Here is a 14,925-nt window from a genome sequence, read left to right as displayed (position 1 = left end):
GCTATCGCGGCGCGGGTGGGCGTCGGCTTCGAGCCCGCCGCCTACATCGCCTGGTCGGTCGCCGAGAACAGCAGCGAGAGAATCATGAACCCGATGAAGACCAGGATGAAGACGAGGATCACGCTGAGGAACGACAGCACCCCGCCGATGCCGATGATCATGCCGATTCGGCTGCCGGGAGTCATGCGCGAGAGCGGCCGCACCATGGCGCGCCAGACGATCATGTGCAGGCCGAGCACGAGCAGCGTCGGGCCGATGAACGTCAGCAGCAGGCCGGCGAACTCGCTCAGGGGGTCGATGCCGAAGCCCCCGGTGACGGTGTAGATCACGAGCGCCACGATGCTGAGGGCCAGGCCCGCGAGCGGCAGCACGATCGCGAGGAGCCTGAGCGTGCGCCGGGCGCGCGTGACCGCTGGCGAGTCGCCGTGCGGCGCCGGAGCGGCAGCCGGGGCGACGGCGGCGTCGGGCGCGGGAGCATCAGAGGGGGTGCCGAAGAGCTGGTCGACGCCGTCGGCCGGACCGTACGGCGAGGTGGGCGGTGGTTCGGGAGCCTCGTCGGGACGCGGAGCATCAGTCATTCGTACACTGTACCACCGGTAAGGAGAACGACTAGCGTTGTGCCGTGATCAATCAGCAGAACGGCAGCGACACGCTCGGTGCGGTCGGCGAGCTCGCGGCGCTCGCGCGCATCATCCCGCTGCTGCCGCAGAGCGAGTCGACGATCCTCGGCCCCGGCGACGACGCCGCCGTGCTTGCGGCGCCCGACGCGCGCATGGTCATCACGACCGACATGATGATCCACGGCCCCGACTTCCGCACCGCGTGGTCGACCATGCACGACCTCGGGTTCAAGGCCGCGGCGACGAATCTCAGCGACGTCGCGGCGATGGGCGCGCGGCCGACCGCGCTGGTGGTGGCGCTCGCAGCGCCCGCCGAGACTCCGGTCGCCGAGCTCGAGGCGCTCGCCGAGGGGCTGCGCGATGCGTGCGAGGCGCTCGCGCCCGGTTGCGGCGTTGTGGGCGGCGACCTGAGCGTGTCGTCAGTGCTGACGATCGCCGTCACGGCGTTCGGCGACCTCGACGACCGCGAGCCCGTGACGCGCTCGGGCGCGCGGCCGGGCGACTGGGTCGCGGTCTCCGGCTCGTTGGGGCTCGCGGCCGAGGGGCTGCGGATTCTCTTCGAGCACGGGGTCGATGCTGCGGGGGCTCCGGATGCTGCGGCCGCGGCTCGACTGCGCGCCGAGCATCCCGTGCCCCTCACCGCCCAGCTCACGCCGCACCCGCCGATCGCGGACGGCGTCGCCGCCGCGCTCGGCGGAGCCTCCGCCATGCTCGACCTCAGCGACGGCCTCGCGCTCGACGCGCGCCGCATCGCCCGCGCGAGCGGGGTCAGCCTCGACCTCTCGAGCGCGCTGGTGCGCGAGGTGGCGCTCGCGCACGGGCTCGACCCGGCTGCGCCCGCGTCGCTCGCGCTCACCGGGGGAGAAGACCACTCGCTGCTGGCGACCTTCCCGCCCGATGTCGCGCCGCCCGTGGATGCTCTTCCCGGCGGCTTCCGCATCATCGGCCGGGTCGTGGCGGCCGACCGCCACGGGCCGGAGTTGCTCGTCGACGGTCGCGTGTTCGACGAGCGCGGCGGGTGGGATCCGTTTGAGGAGTGGAGCGGGCAGCGTGGGTGAGTCAACCGCACAGTTCAGTTTGACGGTCCGGGACGCAACTCCGACGAGGGGCCGTCTGTTCTACAACCGGCAGGAGTACTCGTTTCACTTCGTGGAATCACCGGGGTGGGAGCATCGAGAGGGAGTGGCGGTGGTGAGCATGGGCACTCTTGAAATCGCGATCGACATCGCGACGTACTTGGCCATGAGTGTGGACGGCTTCAGCCCGCACCAGTCATGGGGTCTCGGCTCCCTTGCTATCCCCGAGCTCACGCCAGCGGAGGTCCGCTTCGAACCCATGGGCTTCGACTATTCGAGCGGCGTCGGCTACCGCTACCTCGATTCGGAGACCTGGCCCACCACATACGACGAGAGTTCCGGCTGGTTGTGTGTTGGCGACGTAACCGCATCACGTGCATTCGTGATCACGACCGGCACCGCTCTATCGATCGAAGATGGGGTGATGACTGCGATTTGGCTCTTGCCCGAGATGACTCGGTAGTGACTCATTGAGCGTACAGTCACAAGTACATCAGGATTGTGCAGATGTACAATAAGCACGTGAACCCTCTCAGCGTCGCCGACGCCCGTAAGCAGTTCTCCGAGGTCATTGATCGCTCGCAAACCGAAGCGGTCTTCATCGAGCGCCGCGGGCGGCGCGCGGCTGTCGTGATCAGCCCTGAGCAGTACGAGCGCATGCTCGACGCGCTCGAAGAGGCCGACGACGCCGCGGCGTTCGACGAGGCGATGGCAGAGGAAGGGCCGAACATCCCCTGGGCTCAGGTGAAGGCAGACCTGGGCTGGGCGTGAGCTATCGCATCGAGCTGCGACCGGCGGCGATCCGCGCCCTCAAGCAGATCGACCACCGCGACCGCGAGCGCATCCGCGGGGCAATCTCGCTGCTGGGCGACGACCCGAGGCCGCCCGCCGCGAAGCCTTTGCGTGGGCGACCAGCCTGGCGCGTGCGCGTCGGCGACTATCGCATCATCTACACCGTCGATGACGGCGTGCTGCTGATCGTCGTCGTGACGCTCGGCCACCGCCGCGATGTCTGCGAGCGCTGACCAGTCAGACCCTTAATCAGTGGGTTCCGGGTTCAGCCAGTACACCGCGGTCTCGCCGTACCGCGACACTTTGTCGAGCCTGAGCCCCGCAGGCCAGGCGGGAACCGGCGTGCGTGACGAGCGCTCGAGCGCGACGACAGCATCCACAGCCAATCGGGGCACGAGGCCATCGAGCACGTGGTCGAGCTCGAGCCCGCCCACCTCGTACGGCGGGTCGATGAAGACGAGGTCGAAGGTGTCGAGCGCCGACGAGAGGTACGAGGTGGCGGGCTTGCCGATGATCTGGATGCTCGGCCTCGCGCCGCGCCCCGCCCGACCTTGCACGAGCGCGGCGTTGGCTTTGCACACCTGCACCGCCGCGTACGACTTCTCGACGAGCACGGCCGAGGCGGCGCCGCGGCTGATGGCCTCGAGCGCGAGGGCGCCCGAGCCGGCATAGAGGTCGAGCACGCGCGCCCCGGCGATCGCGTCGCGGGCCTCGAGTGCGCTGAAGATCGCCTCGCGCACGCGGTCGCTCGTGGGGCGGGTGCCGGCGCTCGGCACCTTGAGTGTCAACGAGCCCGCGAACCCGGCGATGATGCGTGTCACGTTCCCACGGTAGTGCGCGAGGGCGGTCGGGCGGCGCGGGTACCGTTGAGCGCGTGACCAGCAGCCCGCTCGACGCCAAGCTCAGCAGCGCGCTGGGCGACCGCAGCGCGAACTCGCTGAAGAAGGCGTTCGGGATGCTTACCGTCGGCGATCTGCTGACCCACTATCCCCGGCGCTACGCCCGCCGGGGTGAGCTCACGGCGCTGAGCGAGCTTGTCGTCGGCGAGAGCGTGACGATCGTGGCCGAGGTCATCGAGGTCGTCGAGCGGACGATGCGCGAGCGCAAGGGCACGATCCTCGAGGTGCGCATCACCGACGGCAAGGGCATCCTCGTGCTCACCTTCTTCAACCAGGCGTGGCGCAAGAACGAGCTGACGCCCGGTGCGCGCGGCATCTTCGCGGGCAAGGTCGGCGAGTATCGGGGGATCCGCCAGCTCGCCCACCCCGACTACGAGCTCTTCGAGGTGGGCGACGAGCGCGACAGCGGGCCCGAGGCGAAGAAGTGGGCGATGCAGCCCATCCCGATCTACCCGGCGACGTCGACCGTCGCCAGCTGGCAGATCGCGAAGGCGCTCGGTGTCGTGCTCGACACCCTGCCGCCGGTCGACGACCCCGTGCCGCACGCCGTGCGGGTCGACCGCGAGCTGCTCGACCTGGGGCAGGCGTACCAGTTGATCCACCGGCCCGAGAACGACGCGCAGTGGCGCCGTGCGCGCGACACCCTGCGCTTTCACGAGGCCTTCCTGCTGCAGGCCGCGCTGCTGCAACGGAGGGCCGCGCTGCGCGAGCAGCCCGCGACCCCGCGCCTGCCGGGCGCCGAGCTCGCGGGTTTCGACACCGAACTGCCGTTCACACTCACCGACGACCAGGTGCTCGTCGGCGACGAGATCGCGCGCGACCTCGCCGCCGTTACCCCGATGAACCGCCTCGTGCAGGGTGAGGTCGGCTCGGGCAAGACCCTCGTCGCGGTGCGGGCGATGCTCGCGGTGGCCGAGAGCGGCGGGCAGAGCGCCCTGCTCGCCCCCACCGAGGTGCTCGCCGCCCAGCACCTGCGCTCGATCGTGCAGACGCTCGGCCCTGACCGCGCGGCCCGCCTGCGCCCCGTGCTGCTGACCGGGCAGCTGAGCCAGGCCGAGCGGCGCACGGCGCTGCTGGCGATCGCGAGCGGAGCATCCCGCATCGTGATCGGCACCCACGCGCTTCTGGGTGAGAAGGTGCAGTTCGCCGACCTCGGCCTCGTCGTCGTCGACGAGCAGCACCGCTTCGGGGTCGAGCAGCGCGAGAGCCTGCGCCGCAAGGGCGCCCGGCCACCGCACGTGCTCGTGCTCACCGCCACGCCGATTCCCCGCACGGTCGCGATGACGGTGTTCGGCGACCTCGACGTGTCGACGATCGCGATGCTGCCGAGCGGCCGCATCCCCATCGTCAGCCATGTCGTGCCCCTCGCCGACAAGCCCGGCTGGTGGAACCGCGTCTGGGCGCGCCTCGGCGAAGAGCTCGAGCAGGGGCGGCAGGGCTTCGTGGTCGTGCCCGCGATCGACGCCGCGACGCCCGAAGACGACCTCGACGCGCTCACCGATTCTGTCGAACGCCGCGAGACGGCTGACGGCTCCGCCGACGCGGATGCGGTGGCCCGCCCGCCCGCGACCGTTGCCGAGCTGACGCCCCTGCTGCGATCGCACCCCGCGCTCGCGGGGCGCCGGGTCGAGCCGCTGCACGGCCGCATGTCGACCGACGAGAAAGACGCGACGATGCAGGCCTTCGCGCGCGGCGAGATCGACGTGCTGGTCGCAACGACGGTCATCGAGGTCGGCGTCGATGTGCCCAACGCCTCGACCATGGTCGTGGCCGACGCCGACCGCTTCGGCGTGAGCCAGTTGCACCAGCTGCGCGGCCGCGTGGGGCGCGGCGGCGTGCCCGGGCTGTGCTTGTTCGTGACCGCCGCGCAGCAGGGCAGCCTTGCGCGCGAGCGGGTCGAGGCGGTCGCCGCCACGCTCGACGGCTTCGAGCTCGCGCAGGTCGACCTCGAGCTGCGGCGCGAGGGCGACGTGCTCGGCGCGAACCAGAGCGGCGGGCGCTCGAGCCTGCGGCTGCTGCGCGTCGCCACCGACGGCGACCTCATCCTCGAGGCGCGCGAGGCGGCGGCCGGGGTGCTCGAGGGGGATGCGGCGCTGCGCGAGCATCCCGCGCTCAAGGCGGCCCTCGATCGCCGACTCGATGAGTCAGAGCGCGACTTCTTGGCCAAGAACTAGCGCGCCCGATTCGTCGTCGGCCGCCCATCGGGGGAGGATGGGGGCATGAGAGTCATCTCGTACAACCTGCGCAAGCATGCCGCCCGCGGCGAGCTCGAGCAGCTCGTCGAGACCTACACGCCCAACCTGTTGTGCCTGCAGGAGGTCGACACCGACGACCTGCCGCGCGAGCTCGGGCCCCTGCACCTCGCCGATGCGACGCGGCTCAATCGCCTGGGCCTGGCGATCTTCTACAACCGCGACCGCTTCGAGGCGCTCAGCACCAAGGCCTTCGCACTCAAGCGCTCGCTGCACGACATCATCGCCAAGCCCGCGCACGAGCGCCTGCTGGGCAGCCACCTGATCGATCGCGAGCACGACCGCGAAGTGGTCATCGGGTGCTTTCACGCCGCGCCGCTCACGGCGCTCAACTCGCTGCGGCGCACGCAGATCCGCGCGGCGCACGTGGCGCTCGACAGCTTCGGGCCGACCCTGCCGACGCTCATGGTGGGCGACTTCAACTACCCGGTGTTCAAAGACCACCTCTCGACGAGCGTGCAAGAGACGGGGCACGAGGTCACATTGAGCGATGCGCGCACGTACACGCGCTACAAGTTCTTTCGCGGCCACTTCGACTTCGCCACCTCGATCGGGTTGACCATCACGAAGGTCACGACCCTGCCGCAGGGGCAGTCCGATCACCTGCCGATCCTCGTCACGGCCAAGTACGCCGAGCCCGCCGGGTCGGTCGACGCTCCGCAGTGACCCGCGCTCGCTAGGCTGAGCGCATGAGCACCGTTGCCGTCGTTCCCGGGTCGTTCGACCCCGTGACCCTGGGCCACCTCGACGTCATCGAGCGGGCCGCGGCGATCTTCGACGAGGTGCACGTGGTGGTGGTGCACAACCCCGCAAAGCAGGCGATGCTGCCGATCGCGCAGCGCGTGACCCTCATCGAGCAGGCCGTGGCCGACCGGGCGCTGCCGCCGAGCATCATCGTCACGAGCTGGAGCGTCGGCCTGCTCGTCGACTACTGCACCGACGTGGGCGCGAAGGTGCTCGTCAAGGGTGTGCGCAGCCAGGTCGACGTCGCCTACGAGACCCCGATGGCCATCGTCAACCGCAACCTCGCGGGCGTCGAGACCGTCTTCTTGCTGCCCGACCCGGCCCACGCGCACGTCTCGAGCTCGCTCGTGCGCCAGGTGTCGTCGCTCGGGGGCGACGTCGCCCCCTACGTGCCGCGCGCGGTCGCCGAGTACCTGCTGAGCCAGAACAGCGACTGACGCCTGGATGCCCGGCCGCGTGCCGCGCTAGCCGCCGAGGCCACCCAGGCCCTTGGTCGCGAGCAGCACGCCGACCAACAGCAAGATCGTGCCCACCATGGCCGCGTTGTGCTGCATGAGCCACGAGCGCAGGCGGTCGAGCGCGCCACTCAGTCGATCGAGTGCGACGAGTGCCAGCACGACAGGAACCACGATCGGCAGCGCGGCGATCACGGCGACGACGAGCACGACGGTGGCCGCCTCGCCGGTCGAGAGCGCGGTGGCCTCGAGCGTGACCCCCACGCCGATGCTCAGCAGCAGGTTCTTGGGCTTGAGGCCGCCGAAGAACGCGCCCATCACGAAGGCCGACGGCGCCGTGATGCCCTCGACCTTCGCGATCCAGCCCGGCAGTTCGAGTTCGTCGCCCGGCCGGGGGCGGGCACGCCACTGACGCACGGCGAGCACGATCGCGACGATGCCCAATGCCAGCAGCAGGATCGGTGCCGAGATCGAGGTCTCCCCGTCGTGCGGCAGTACCGCGGCGAGCAGGTAGCCGACACCGGAGATCACGACGACAGCGATCAGGAATCCGAGCAGGAACGCGATGCTGGCGGCACGCGGGCGGCTCGAGAGCAGCATGAGCACGACCGAGGCGATCGCGAGGGGGCTGAGGGCGAGGGCGACCGCGAGGGGGAGCATCTCTGCGATGACGTCGAGCACGGGGGTCCCTTCGAAGGCGAAGCGCGATCGCGACGTGCGAGCACCTCACAGTGAACACCAGCGGCCCGGCGGCCGCCAGTGGCTAGGCTGACCGGCATGGGTGCATGGGGATCAGGACCGTTCGAGAACGACGATGCGCTCGACGCCGTCGATGCGCTCGTCGACGGCAGCTTCACGCTCGACGAGCTGCGCGACGCGGTCGCCGGTGACTATCTCGAAGCTCCGGAGGGCTCGATTGCGCTCGCGCTCGTCGAGGTGGCACTCGCGGCGCTCGGCCGCATCGATCCCGCCGCCGAGCTCGATGAGGTCGACATCCGCCTGCTCGCAACGCAGTTCGACGACGCCGCCTACGAGCTGATCCTCGCGGCCGCCGAGCGTGTTGTTCAGCCCGACGGTTCCGAGCTCTACGAGCTGTGGGAGGAAGCGGGCGACGACGAGCTCGCCGAGTGGCGCACCATCGCGGTCTCGTCGGTCGACGCGCTGCGCGCGGCGATCGCCGAGTGAGCGGGTGAGAGGATGCTCCTATGACGCTTCCTCTCACTCTGGGTTACAAGGCCTCTGCCGAGCAGTTCGACCCCCGCGAGCTCGTCGAGATCGCCGTCGCCGCCGAGGCCCACGGCATGCAGTCGGTCGCCGTGAGCGACCACTTTCAGCCCTGGCGCCACACCGGCGGCCACGCCCCCTTCTCGCTGACGTGGATGGCCGCGGTCGGCGAGCGCACCTCGAGCATCCGTATCGGCACCTCGGTGATGACCCCGACGTTCCGCTACAACCCGGCGGTGCTCGCCCAGGCCTTCGCGTCGATGGGTGTCATGTACCCGGGCCGCATCTTCCTCGGCGTCGGCACGGGTGAAGCGCTCAACGAGATCGCCACGGGCTTCGCGGGCGCGGGCGAGCAGGAATGGCCCGAGTTCAAAGAGCGCTTCGCGCGGCTGCGAGAGAGCGTCGATCTCATGCGCCAGCTCTGGACCGAGGATCGTGTGAACTTTCGCGGCGAGTACTACTCGACGCACGACGCGTCGATCTACGACCGGCCCGAGCAGCCGATCCCCGTCTACATCGCCGCCGGCGGCCCCTTCGTGGCGCGCTACGCGGGTCGCGCCGGCGACGGCTTCATCTGCACCTCGGGTAAGGGCGTCGAGCTCTACACCGACGAGCTCATCCCGGCGGTCAAAGAGGGCGCTGAGAAGGTGGGCCGCGAGTTCGAGCAGATCGACCGCATGATCGAGATCAAGCTCTCGTACGACACCGATCTCGACACCGCGCTCGAGAACACGCGCTTCTGGTCGCCGCTCTCGCTCAGCAAAGAGCAGAAGCACGACATCACCGACCCCATCGAGATGGAGCAGGCCGCCGACGCCCTGCCGATCGAGCAGATCGCCAAGCGCTGGATCGTCGGCAACGACCCCGACGCCGTCGTGGCCGAGATCGCGAAGTACGTCGAGTACGGCATGAACCACCTCGTCTTCCACGCGCCGGGGCACGATCAGCGCCGGTTCCTCGAGTTGTTCGAGCGCGACCTCGCCCCCCGTTTACGGGGGCTCGCGTAACACGAGCGGAACACGGGCATAACCCGGCCGGAACGCGCCGGGCCTAGCGTCATTACCCTCGACGAACCCGGGGGTGAGTGCCCGTGACCGATGTGAAGCACACGACGGCGACTGTGCCGCCGCCCGCCCCACCGGGGTGGACAGGCGCCGCCATGGCGATCCACGCCGTGCGCCGTATGCCAACTCCGATGGTCGTCAGCCTGCAGCCCGAGGGCTTCGAGCCGATGCTCATCGACATGCGCGGCTACGTGTTCCAGTGGTCGACGCCGCTCGAGCAGTTTCCCGATGACCCCGCCACGGTGCTCATCGGCACACGTGCGATTCGGGATGCTGAGCCTGCGTTTGCGGGAGACGACTTCGTCGACCATCCCCCCGCCTTCGCCGGGGCCTCGCTCGAGCCCGTGCTCTGGCTCATCGGCACCCGCGCGTTCGGTGGCGAGCGGGCGTCGTGGCTGCGCTCGGGCGATCGCTACCGCCTGTACCGCTGGCCCGATTTCGGCCTGCTGCCGATGACAGACGAGCAGCAGCGCATCGTGAAGGCGAGCGCAGCCGGGTTCGCTGTCGTCGAGAAGATCGCCCAGCGCGCGAAGGTCGATGTCGAGGCCGCTCAACGCGTCATCAACGCGCTCAGCCTCATGGGCCTACTGCGCCGGCATGCCGCCGCCAACGCGGCGCCCGACACCCCGCCGCCACCACCACCGGGGTCCGTTCCGGGTCGCTGATCGCGGCGCCTGGTAGCCTGGAAGACGGCCTCGACGCGCCACGCGGTGCTCGAGGTCTGACCCAGGGGAACCCAGACGCATGCCGAAGCACCGCCACCGCAGCACTCGGCCGGCCTATCGCCGGCACGGCTGGTCGACCCCGCGCACCGTCTTCACCTCGATCATCGCGGGGCTCGTCATCATGGCATCGCTCGGTTTCTCGACGCCGACGCGGGCTGAGCTCTTCGCCGCTTACGTCGACGAGAACGCCCAAGAGCTCGTCGCTGTCGCATCGCCCGAGATCGTGCCGGTCGTCGAGCGGCACGACTTCAGCGCGACGCCGGGGTACGAGACTTTCATCGCGGGGGGCACCAACCACGACTGGGCGAAGCTTGTGCTGCTCATGGGCGGGTTTCCGCTCACCGAGGGCAATGTCACGGTCGTGACGCGCTGGATGCGCCAAGAGAACTTCGTCGACAGCTGGTGGAACCGCAACAATCCTTTGAACAACGGCTGGGGCTCGGGCGGCGGCGGCGGCACCGGCCGCTACGTCGACCTCGTGGATGCCGCGGCCAACGCCGCGGAAGCGCTCAACACGCTGCCCCGCTACGGCGAGATCGTCGCGACGCTGCGAGCTTTGGCGCCGACCGAGCAGGTCGAGCGCGCCATCTGGTTCTCGGGGTGGGCGACGGGTATGTACAACAACGGCCAGCACTGGTCGTACGCTCCGGTGCCGGTGGTCAGCGCGCCGCCGAGCGCCTGGGGCCGGTAGGCCCCAGACGCCCGGCTCTGCGCGGGCATCAGCGCGGCGGCAGGGTCAGCAGCGCAGCGCGCTGCATCGACCGCTCGCGCCGCTCGGTCGCCTGGGCCGCCCGCACGCGGCGGGCCCGCTCGTCGCGGTCGTCGAGCAGTCGCGGGCGACGGCTCCACGCCACGAGCGCCACACCGAGGCGCAGCGCGAGGCGATCGACGAGTCCGACATTCCGCGCCGGGGCGCGGGTCTCGAGCGTCGGACTCGGGGGGTGCTGGTACGGGCGACCCGGTCGGGTCGTCGAGATGGTCGTGTTCATCAGAAGGGGTCCTCACTGCGTCCGGGCGCACGGTCGTGCGATTCCGGTATCCGGATGCTCCGCTCGTGGCGGGGCGGGGGAGGGCGATGCGCGCACGCGGCGCACGTCGTCCGAGAGCCCTGCACGGTGCGACCTCGATCAGGCGCAGCAGGCAGAGCCGTGGCGGATTCGAGCGGGCTCGAATCGGGCTTCGAGAGCATCGCCACCGGCAGAGCGCGGGCGGCTGAGACGCTGCAGCCCGATCAGGCGGTGAGGACGCCGACGAAGCCGGCGGTGGTGGGGATCATCCCCTCGGTGAATCGAATAAACACGCTCGGCCTCCTTTCGTCTTCTGGCGCCCGATGAACCTACCCGCAGCGCAGCGCCCGGCGCAAGCGCGAATCCCGGGCGTGTCGCAGAGTTCACCGTTTCGTTACGCTGAGCCCATGACCCAGGCCTCGTCATCCACCGTCGATCAGCGCCGCCCCACCGGCGTCACCGTCATCGGCGTCTTCGCCTACGTCGGCGGCATCGTCGACATCGTGGGTGGCTCGATGCTGCTCGTGCTCGTGACGGGTGCCGCGCTCGTCGCGAACCCCGTGCCCGGTGGGTTCGTGACGGCGATCTCGATCATCGTCGCGGGCATCGTCGTGGTCGCTGTCGCGGGCGCGCTGCTGCGCGGCAGCGGCCTCGCGCGCTGGATCGTCACCGTCGTGCGCGGCATCTCGATCGTGGGGCAGGTCGTGGCCCTCACCTCGGGCGGCGTGGCGCTCATCGCGGGCCTCGTGAGCCTCACGATCTCGGTGATCGTGCTGTCGTGGCTCTGGACGCCGCGCGCGTCTGCGTACTTCGCGCTCGAGCGCATCCCGCGCTGATCGCCCTGCCGGGTCAGGCGGGAGCGATCACGTAGGTGGCCCCCGCGCCCGTGCGGGGCGGAAGAAGGCCGTCGCGAAGCCGGTTGAGGCCGTCGATCACGAGGTCGACCATGAGCGAGTACTCCTCGTCATGATCGTGGCGTTCGCGGATCGTGCGTGTGATGCCGGGGTACTGGTTCGCGAGCAGACCGTCGTAGAGCTCGTGCACCCGGTCACCGAGGGCGGCGGCCGACGGGCGTCGGGCCTGCTGGGCGGTGAACCCCATGATCGTGCCGTCGACGATGTGCAGGCCGTGGTGGGCGAGCTGCAGGCTGAAGCCGCCGTCGAGCAGCGCCGACGTGATGGTCTCGGCGTAGCGCAGGCGGCCGCCGCCCACCCGGGGGCGGTTCGCCACGAGCTCGACGGCCCAGGGGCGTGCCATGAGCGCGTCGTGCGCGCGGTGCATGACGGCCGCAAGGCGGGCCCGCCAGTCGGCGATCTGCGCGTCGTGCGGGTCGATCCAGCCGAGCACGATCGCGTCGACCATCGCGTCGAGCAGGGCCTCTTTGCTCGCGACGTGGCGGTACAGCGACATCGCCTCCACCCCCAGCTCTGTGCCGAGGCGTCGCATGGTCAGCGCCTCGAGCCCGTGCGCGTCGGCGAGGGCGAGCGCGGCCCGCAGTACGCGGTCGTGGCTCAGGGCATCCCGAGGCGGGGTCATGCGGTCTCCTTGACAGGCGGGGCGTCCATCGATAACTTACGGCGTAAGCATACACTGTAAGCACCCCGTCGCACCCCGAGGAGCCCCCATGAAGTCGATCGTCGCCACCACCTACGGTGGGCCCGAGGTGCTGCGATCGGTGGATGCTCCGCCTCCCGTCGCCGCCGACGGGCAGGTGCTCGTGCGTGTGGCCGCGAGCTCGGTCAACCCGCTCGACTGGCACGAGCTGCGCGGCACGCCCTACGTGGTTCGGATCATGCGGGGCCTGCGAGCGCCCAAGCCCAGCGGCCAGGCCATGGGGTCGGACGTCGCGGGTGTCGTCGAGTCGGTGGGTGCCGGCGTCTCGCGGTTCGCGGTGGGCGACGCGGTGCTCGGCTTCGGTCTCGGCGCCTGGAGCGAGCTCATGGTCGTGGGCGAGGCGGGCCTCGTGCACGTGCCCGACGGTCTGCCGATGCCAGAGGCGGGCGGGGTCGGCATCGCGGCGATCACGGCGCTGCAGGGGCTGCGGCGCGGCGGCCTGGTCGCTCCGCTCGCGTGGGGCCCGGGCGAGGTCGAGCCGATGCGCCCGCGCGTGCTCATCATCGGCGCTTCGGGCGGGGTGGGCACCTTCGCGGTGCAGATCGCCAAACTGCTCGGTGCGCACGTGACGGCCGTGACGAGCACGCGCAACGTCGAGCTTGTCGCGCGGCTCGGGGCCGACGACGTCATCGATTACACGACCACCGAGGTGACCGAGGGGCTGCCGCGATTCGACCTCGTGTTCGAGCTCGCCGGCAATCGCCGGGTGCGCGATCTGGCGCGCATCCTGACCCCAACCGGCGCGCTCGTCTCGTGCGGTGCTCCTCGCGGCCAGTGGCTCGGCCCGCTGGCAGCGCCGGCGGCGCTCGCGGTGCGCTCGAGGTTCTCGCGCCGCACCTTCGCGTCGTTCCTCGCGAAGCGCGACACCGACGATCTGCAGCGGCTGGCCGACTGGCTCGGCACGGGCGCCCTGCGTGTCGTCGTCGACGAGGTGTACCCGATCGACCGCATCGCCGAGGCGGTCGCGCGCAGTGAGGGCGGGCACGCGCGCGGCAAGGTGATCGTCGCGCTCTCGTGAGTCGCCGGTCGCGCCTACGCTGAGGAGGTTCCATAACCCCGGGGAGGAAGGGCGATCATGTCGTTTCAGGCATATCTCGACGCGGTCGAGGCGAAGACCGGCAAGACCCCGCGCGCGCTCGTCGACGAGGCGATCGCCCGGGGCTACGACGATCCGGGGGTCAAGGCCGGCGTGATCGTGCAGTGGCTCGCCGACGAATACGGCCTGGGGCGCGGACACGCGATGGCGATGGTGCACGTCATCAAGAAGGGGCCGACGATCGACGCGAAGCACGTGAACTCAGGCGGCACACACAGCGACGCGAGCGACACACTCTGGCTCGACGGCGTCGCGACGAAGCCGCAGTAGCGCACCCGTCGGCGGCCCCGCCTACGCTGGCGTCATGGTCGCGAACTCCGAGAAGCCCGTCATGCTCTTCGAGCGTGTCGAGCTGTGGGAGGAGTGGCTCGAGGCACATCCCGAGCACCCTGGTGTGCGCCTGAAGATGCGCAAGAAGCGCTCGACCGCACCCGGCATCACGTACGACGAGGCCCTCGAGTCGGCGCTGTGCTTCGGCTGGATCGACGGCCAGATCTACGGGTTCGACGACGACTACTCGCTGCAGGTCTTCACGCCGCGGCGCCCCCGCTCGGTGTGGTCGCAGCGCAACGTCGGCATCATCGAACGCCTGACCGAAGCCGGGCGCATGCGACCGCCGGGCATCGCGCAGGTCGAGCGCGCGAAGGCCGACGGTCGATGGGATGCCGCCTACAGCCAGAAGGGCATGGTCGTCCCCGCAGACCTGCAGGCGGCGCTCGACGCCTCGCCAGCGGCCGCGGTGACTTTCGCCGCGATCAGTTCGACCGCGCGGTTCGGCATCGTCTTTCGTCTCGACGGCGTGGTGCGCGCCGAGACCCGGGCGCGCAAGCTCGCGGGCTACCTCGAGCAGCTCGAGCGGGGCGAGTCGCCGATCTAGCCCGACCTGGTTGGCGCGACAGCGCAGACCCGGCAGAATCGCCGGATGACCGAGGCGAACCCCCGTTCGGCGCTGCCCCGCGGCGACCGCCGCGAGCTGCTCGTGCCCTCGTGCGGCGAGTGCCTGGCGCTGTGCTGCGTCGCGCTCGCCTTCACCCGGTCGGCCGACTTCGCGCACGACAAGCCCGCGGGCGAGCCGTGCCGCAACCTCGCTGCTGACCGCTCGTGCACGATCCACGCCGAGCTGCGTCCGCGCGGCTACCGCGGGTGCTCGGTTTACGACTGCTTCGGCGCCGGCCAGCGGCTGTCGCAGTCGGCGGTCGATGATGCACCGGATGCGCGCGCAGCCCGCGCTGACCTGTACGCCACCCTGCCGAACGCCCGGGCCCTACACGAGCTGCAATGGTGGATCGCCGAGGCGCTCGCCCACCCCGCGGCGGGGCCGCAGCGCCCCGCGCTGCTCGAGGCCGCCGAGGCGACG

The 14,925-nt window shown here is 70.4% G+C and carries 20 protein-coding genes and 1 pseudogene; 16 read left to right on the top strand and 5 right to left on the bottom strand.

The window, feature by feature from the left end; genetic code table 11:
- Positions 1 to 41 precede the first annotated feature (41 nt).
- Positions 42 to 578 carry a hypothetical protein gene (locus tag ACK4HH_RS08275; protein ID WP_409650622.1) on the bottom strand — a complete coding sequence of 179 codons (537 nt, stop codon included), beginning with the start codon at positions 576 to 578 and terminating at the stop codon, positions 42 to 44.
- Between the two features lie 44 nt (positions 579 to 622).
- On the opposite strand from ACK4HH_RS08275, the gene thiL reads away from it, so the two are divergent.
- The 4 genes from thiL to ACK4HH_RS08255 all read left to right on the top strand — a co-directional run bounded on the left by thiL (position 623) and on the right by ACK4HH_RS08255 (position 2,721).
- Entirely contained in the window at positions 623 to 1,678 is a 1,056-nt protein-coding gene (gene thiL / locus ACK4HH_RS08270) for a thiamine-phosphate kinase (protein WP_409650620.1), read from the top strand.
- Between the two features lie 124 nt (positions 1,679 to 1,802).
- Positions 1,803 to 2,159 carry a hypothetical protein gene (locus tag ACK4HH_RS08265; protein WP_409650618.1) on the top strand — a complete coding sequence of 119 codons (357 nt, stop codon included), beginning with the start codon at positions 1,803 to 1,805 and terminating at the stop codon, positions 2,157 to 2,159.
- 59 nt (positions 2,160 to 2,218) lie between these two features.
- Positions 2,219 to 2,467 carry a type II toxin-antitoxin system Phd/YefM family antitoxin gene (locus ACK4HH_RS08260; protein ID WP_409650616.1) on the top strand — a complete coding sequence of 83 codons (249 nt, stop codon included), beginning with the start codon at positions 2,219 to 2,221 and terminating at the stop codon, positions 2,465 to 2,467.
- Positions 2,464 to 2,721 (top strand): type II toxin-antitoxin system RelE family toxin, encoded by a 258-nt coding sequence (locus ACK4HH_RS08255; RefSeq protein ID WP_409650614.1) that lies wholly within the window; start codon positions 2,464 to 2,466, stop codon positions 2,719 to 2,721. Before ACK4HH_RS08260 ends, ACK4HH_RS08255 begins: the two co-directional genes overlap by 4 nt.
- 12 nt (positions 2,722 to 2,733) lie before the next feature.
- Here the strand turns inward: ACK4HH_RS08255 and ACK4HH_RS08250 are convergent, their stop codons facing one another.
- On the bottom strand, positions 2,734 to 3,309 hold the full coding sequence (locus ACK4HH_RS08250) for an RsmD family RNA methyltransferase (RefSeq protein WP_409650612.1): 576 nt from the start codon (positions 3,307 to 3,309) through the stop codon (positions 2,734 to 2,736).
- A 53-nt stretch (positions 3,310 to 3,362) separates the two neighbouring features.
- Between ACK4HH_RS08250 and ACK4HH_RS08245 the strand changes: the two genes are divergently transcribed.
- From ACK4HH_RS08245 to coaD, 3 genes are read left to right on the top strand one after another with little or no spacing between them, the layout of a single operon-like run.
- Entirely contained in the window at positions 3,363 to 5,561 is a 2,199-nt protein-coding gene (locus ACK4HH_RS08245) for an ATP-dependent DNA helicase RecG (RefSeq protein ID WP_409650610.1), read from the top strand.
- A gap of 45 nt (positions 5,562 to 5,606) precedes the next feature.
- The gene (locus ACK4HH_RS08240; protein WP_409650608.1) at positions 5,607 to 6,305 is read left to right on the top strand and encodes an endonuclease/exonuclease/phosphatase family protein; all 699 of its coding nucleotides are present in this window, start codon (positions 5,607 to 5,609) and stop codon (positions 6,303 to 6,305) included.
- Between the two features lie 23 nt (positions 6,306 to 6,328).
- On the top strand, positions 6,329 to 6,820 hold the full coding sequence (gene coaD, locus ACK4HH_RS08235) for a pantetheine-phosphate adenylyltransferase (RefSeq protein WP_409650606.1): 492 nt from the start codon (positions 6,329 to 6,331) through the stop codon (positions 6,818 to 6,820).
- 27 nt (positions 6,821 to 6,847) lie between these two features.
- On the opposite strand, the gene ACK4HH_RS08230 is transcribed toward coaD, so the two are convergent.
- Positions 6,848 to 7,519: a GAP family protein gene (locus tag ACK4HH_RS08230; protein WP_409650604.1), complete on the bottom strand. Its 672-nt coding sequence runs from the start codon at positions 7,517 to 7,519 to the stop codon at positions 6,848 to 6,850.
- Between the two features lie 96 nt (positions 7,520 to 7,615).
- Here ACK4HH_RS08230 and ACK4HH_RS08225 point away from each other — a divergent pair, with 96 nt between their 5' ends.
- The 4 genes from ACK4HH_RS08225 (at position 7,616) to ACK4HH_RS08210 (ending at position 10,542) form a co-directional block, all read left to right on the top strand.
- Positions 7,616 to 8,023, top strand: a complete 408-nt coding sequence (locus ACK4HH_RS08225) for a DUF4259 domain-containing protein (protein ID WP_409650602.1) — start codon at positions 7,616 to 7,618, stop codon at positions 8,021 to 8,023.
- A gap of 20 nt (positions 8,024 to 8,043) precedes the next feature.
- Positions 8,044 to 9,069 carry a glucose-6-phosphate dehydrogenase (coenzyme-F420) gene (gene fgd / locus ACK4HH_RS08220; protein WP_409650600.1) on the top strand — a complete coding sequence of 342 codons (1,026 nt, stop codon included), beginning with the start codon at positions 8,044 to 8,046 and terminating at the stop codon, positions 9,067 to 9,069.
- A gap of 83 nt (positions 9,070 to 9,152) precedes the next feature.
- A complete protein-coding gene (locus ACK4HH_RS08215) occupies positions 9,153 to 9,791 on the top strand; it encodes a hypothetical protein (RefSeq protein WP_409650598.1) in 639 nt (212 codons plus the stop codon).
- A gap of 79 nt (positions 9,792 to 9,870) precedes the next feature.
- On the top strand, positions 9,871 to 10,542 hold the full coding sequence (locus tag ACK4HH_RS08210; RefSeq protein ID WP_409650596.1) for a hypothetical protein: 672 nt from the start codon (positions 9,871 to 9,873) through the stop codon (positions 10,540 to 10,542).
- 28 nt (positions 10,543 to 10,570) lie between these two features.
- Here ACK4HH_RS08210 and ACK4HH_RS08205 read toward each other — a convergent pair whose 3' ends face one another.
- Complete coding sequence (locus ACK4HH_RS08205) at positions 10,571 to 10,840, bottom strand: hypothetical protein (RefSeq protein ID WP_409650594.1); 270 nt, start codon at positions 10,838 to 10,840, stop codon at positions 10,571 to 10,573.
- A gap of 425 nt (positions 10,841 to 11,265) precedes the next feature.
- Between ACK4HH_RS08205 and ACK4HH_RS08200 the strand changes: the two genes are divergently transcribed.
- Positions 11,266 to 11,694: a hypothetical protein gene (locus ACK4HH_RS08200; RefSeq protein WP_409650592.1), complete on the top strand. Its 429-nt coding sequence runs from the start codon at positions 11,266 to 11,268 to the stop codon at positions 11,692 to 11,694.
- Positions 11,695 to 11,707: 13 nt separating this feature from the next.
- Here the strand turns inward: ACK4HH_RS08200 and ACK4HH_RS08195 are convergent, their stop codons facing one another.
- Entirely contained in the window at positions 11,708 to 12,394 is a 687-nt protein-coding gene (locus tag ACK4HH_RS08195) for a TetR/AcrR family transcriptional regulator (RefSeq protein ID WP_409650589.1), read from the bottom strand.
- Positions 12,395 to 12,482: 88 nt separating this feature from the next.
- Here ACK4HH_RS08195 and ACK4HH_RS08190 point away from each other — a divergent pair, with 88 nt between their 5' ends.
- The 4 genes and pseudogenes from ACK4HH_RS08190 to ACK4HH_RS08175 form a co-directional block, all read left to right on the top strand.
- A complete protein-coding gene (locus tag ACK4HH_RS08190; RefSeq protein WP_409650587.1) occupies positions 12,483 to 13,490 on the top strand; it encodes an NAD(P)-dependent alcohol dehydrogenase in 1,008 nt (335 codons plus the stop codon).
- Between the two features lie 57 nt (positions 13,491 to 13,547).
- Positions 13,548 to 13,838, top strand: coding sequence for a DUF4287 domain-containing protein (locus tag ACK4HH_RS08185; RefSeq protein ID WP_409650585.1), 291 nt, complete (start codon positions 13,548 to 13,550; stop codon positions 13,836 to 13,838).
- Between the two features lie 34 nt (positions 13,839 to 13,872).
- Positions 13,873 to 14,445: a YdeI/OmpD-associated family protein gene (locus ACK4HH_RS08180; protein ID WP_409650583.1), complete on the top strand. Its 573-nt coding sequence runs from the start codon at positions 13,873 to 13,875 to the stop codon at positions 14,443 to 14,445.
- Between the two features lie 45 nt (positions 14,446 to 14,490).
- Positions 14,491 to 14,925, top strand: a pseudogene (locus ACK4HH_RS08175) (pentapeptide repeat-containing protein); the annotation flags it as partial.

It is taken from the genome of Microcella sp., from assembly GCF_046296455.1.
Lineage (GTDB): Bacteria > Actinomycetota > Actinomycetes > Actinomycetales > Microbacteriaceae > Microcella.
This window is presented reverse-complemented; position numbering and strand designations above follow the sequence as displayed.

Coding starts and splice junctions, on each gene's coding strand:
- ACK4HH_RS08275 (WP_409650622.1), bottom strand. CDS start 578: ATGACTGATGCTCCGCGTCCCGACGAGGCTCCCGAACCACCGCCCACC.
- ACK4HH_RS08240 (WP_409650608.1), top strand. CDS start 5,607: ATGAGAGTCATCTCGTACAACCTGCGCAAGCATGCCGCCCGCGGCGAG.
- coaD (WP_409650606.1), top strand. CDS start 6,329: ATGAGCACCGTTGCCGTCGTTCCCGGGTCGTTCGACCCCGTGACCCTG.
- ACK4HH_RS08225 (WP_409650602.1), top strand. CDS start 7,616: ATGGGTGCATGGGGATCAGGACCGTTCGAGAACGACGATGCGCTCGAC.
- fgd (WP_409650600.1), top strand. CDS start 8,044: ATGACGCTTCCTCTCACTCTGGGTTACAAGGCCTCTGCCGAGCAGTTC.
- ACK4HH_RS08210 (WP_409650596.1), top strand. CDS start 9,871: ATGCCGAAGCACCGCCACCGCAGCACTCGGCCGGCCTATCGCCGGCAC.
- ACK4HH_RS08205 (WP_409650594.1), bottom strand. CDS start 10,840: ATGAACACGACCATCTCGACGACCCGACCGGGTCGCCCGTACCAGCAC.
- ACK4HH_RS08200 (WP_409650592.1), top strand. CDS start 11,266: ATGACCCAGGCCTCGTCATCCACCGTCGATCAGCGCCGCCCCACCGGC.
- ACK4HH_RS08195 (WP_409650589.1), bottom strand. CDS start 12,394: ATGACCCCGCCTCGGGATGCCCTGAGCCACGACCGCGTACTGCGGGCC.
- ACK4HH_RS08190 (WP_409650587.1), top strand. CDS start 12,483: ATGAAGTCGATCGTCGCCACCACCTACGGTGGGCCCGAGGTGCTGCGA.
- ACK4HH_RS08185 (WP_409650585.1), top strand. CDS start 13,548: ATGTCGTTTCAGGCATATCTCGACGCGGTCGAGGCGAAGACCGGCAAG.
- ACK4HH_RS08180 (WP_409650583.1), top strand. CDS start 13,873: ATGGTCGCGAACTCCGAGAAGCCCGTCATGCTCTTCGAGCGTGTCGAG.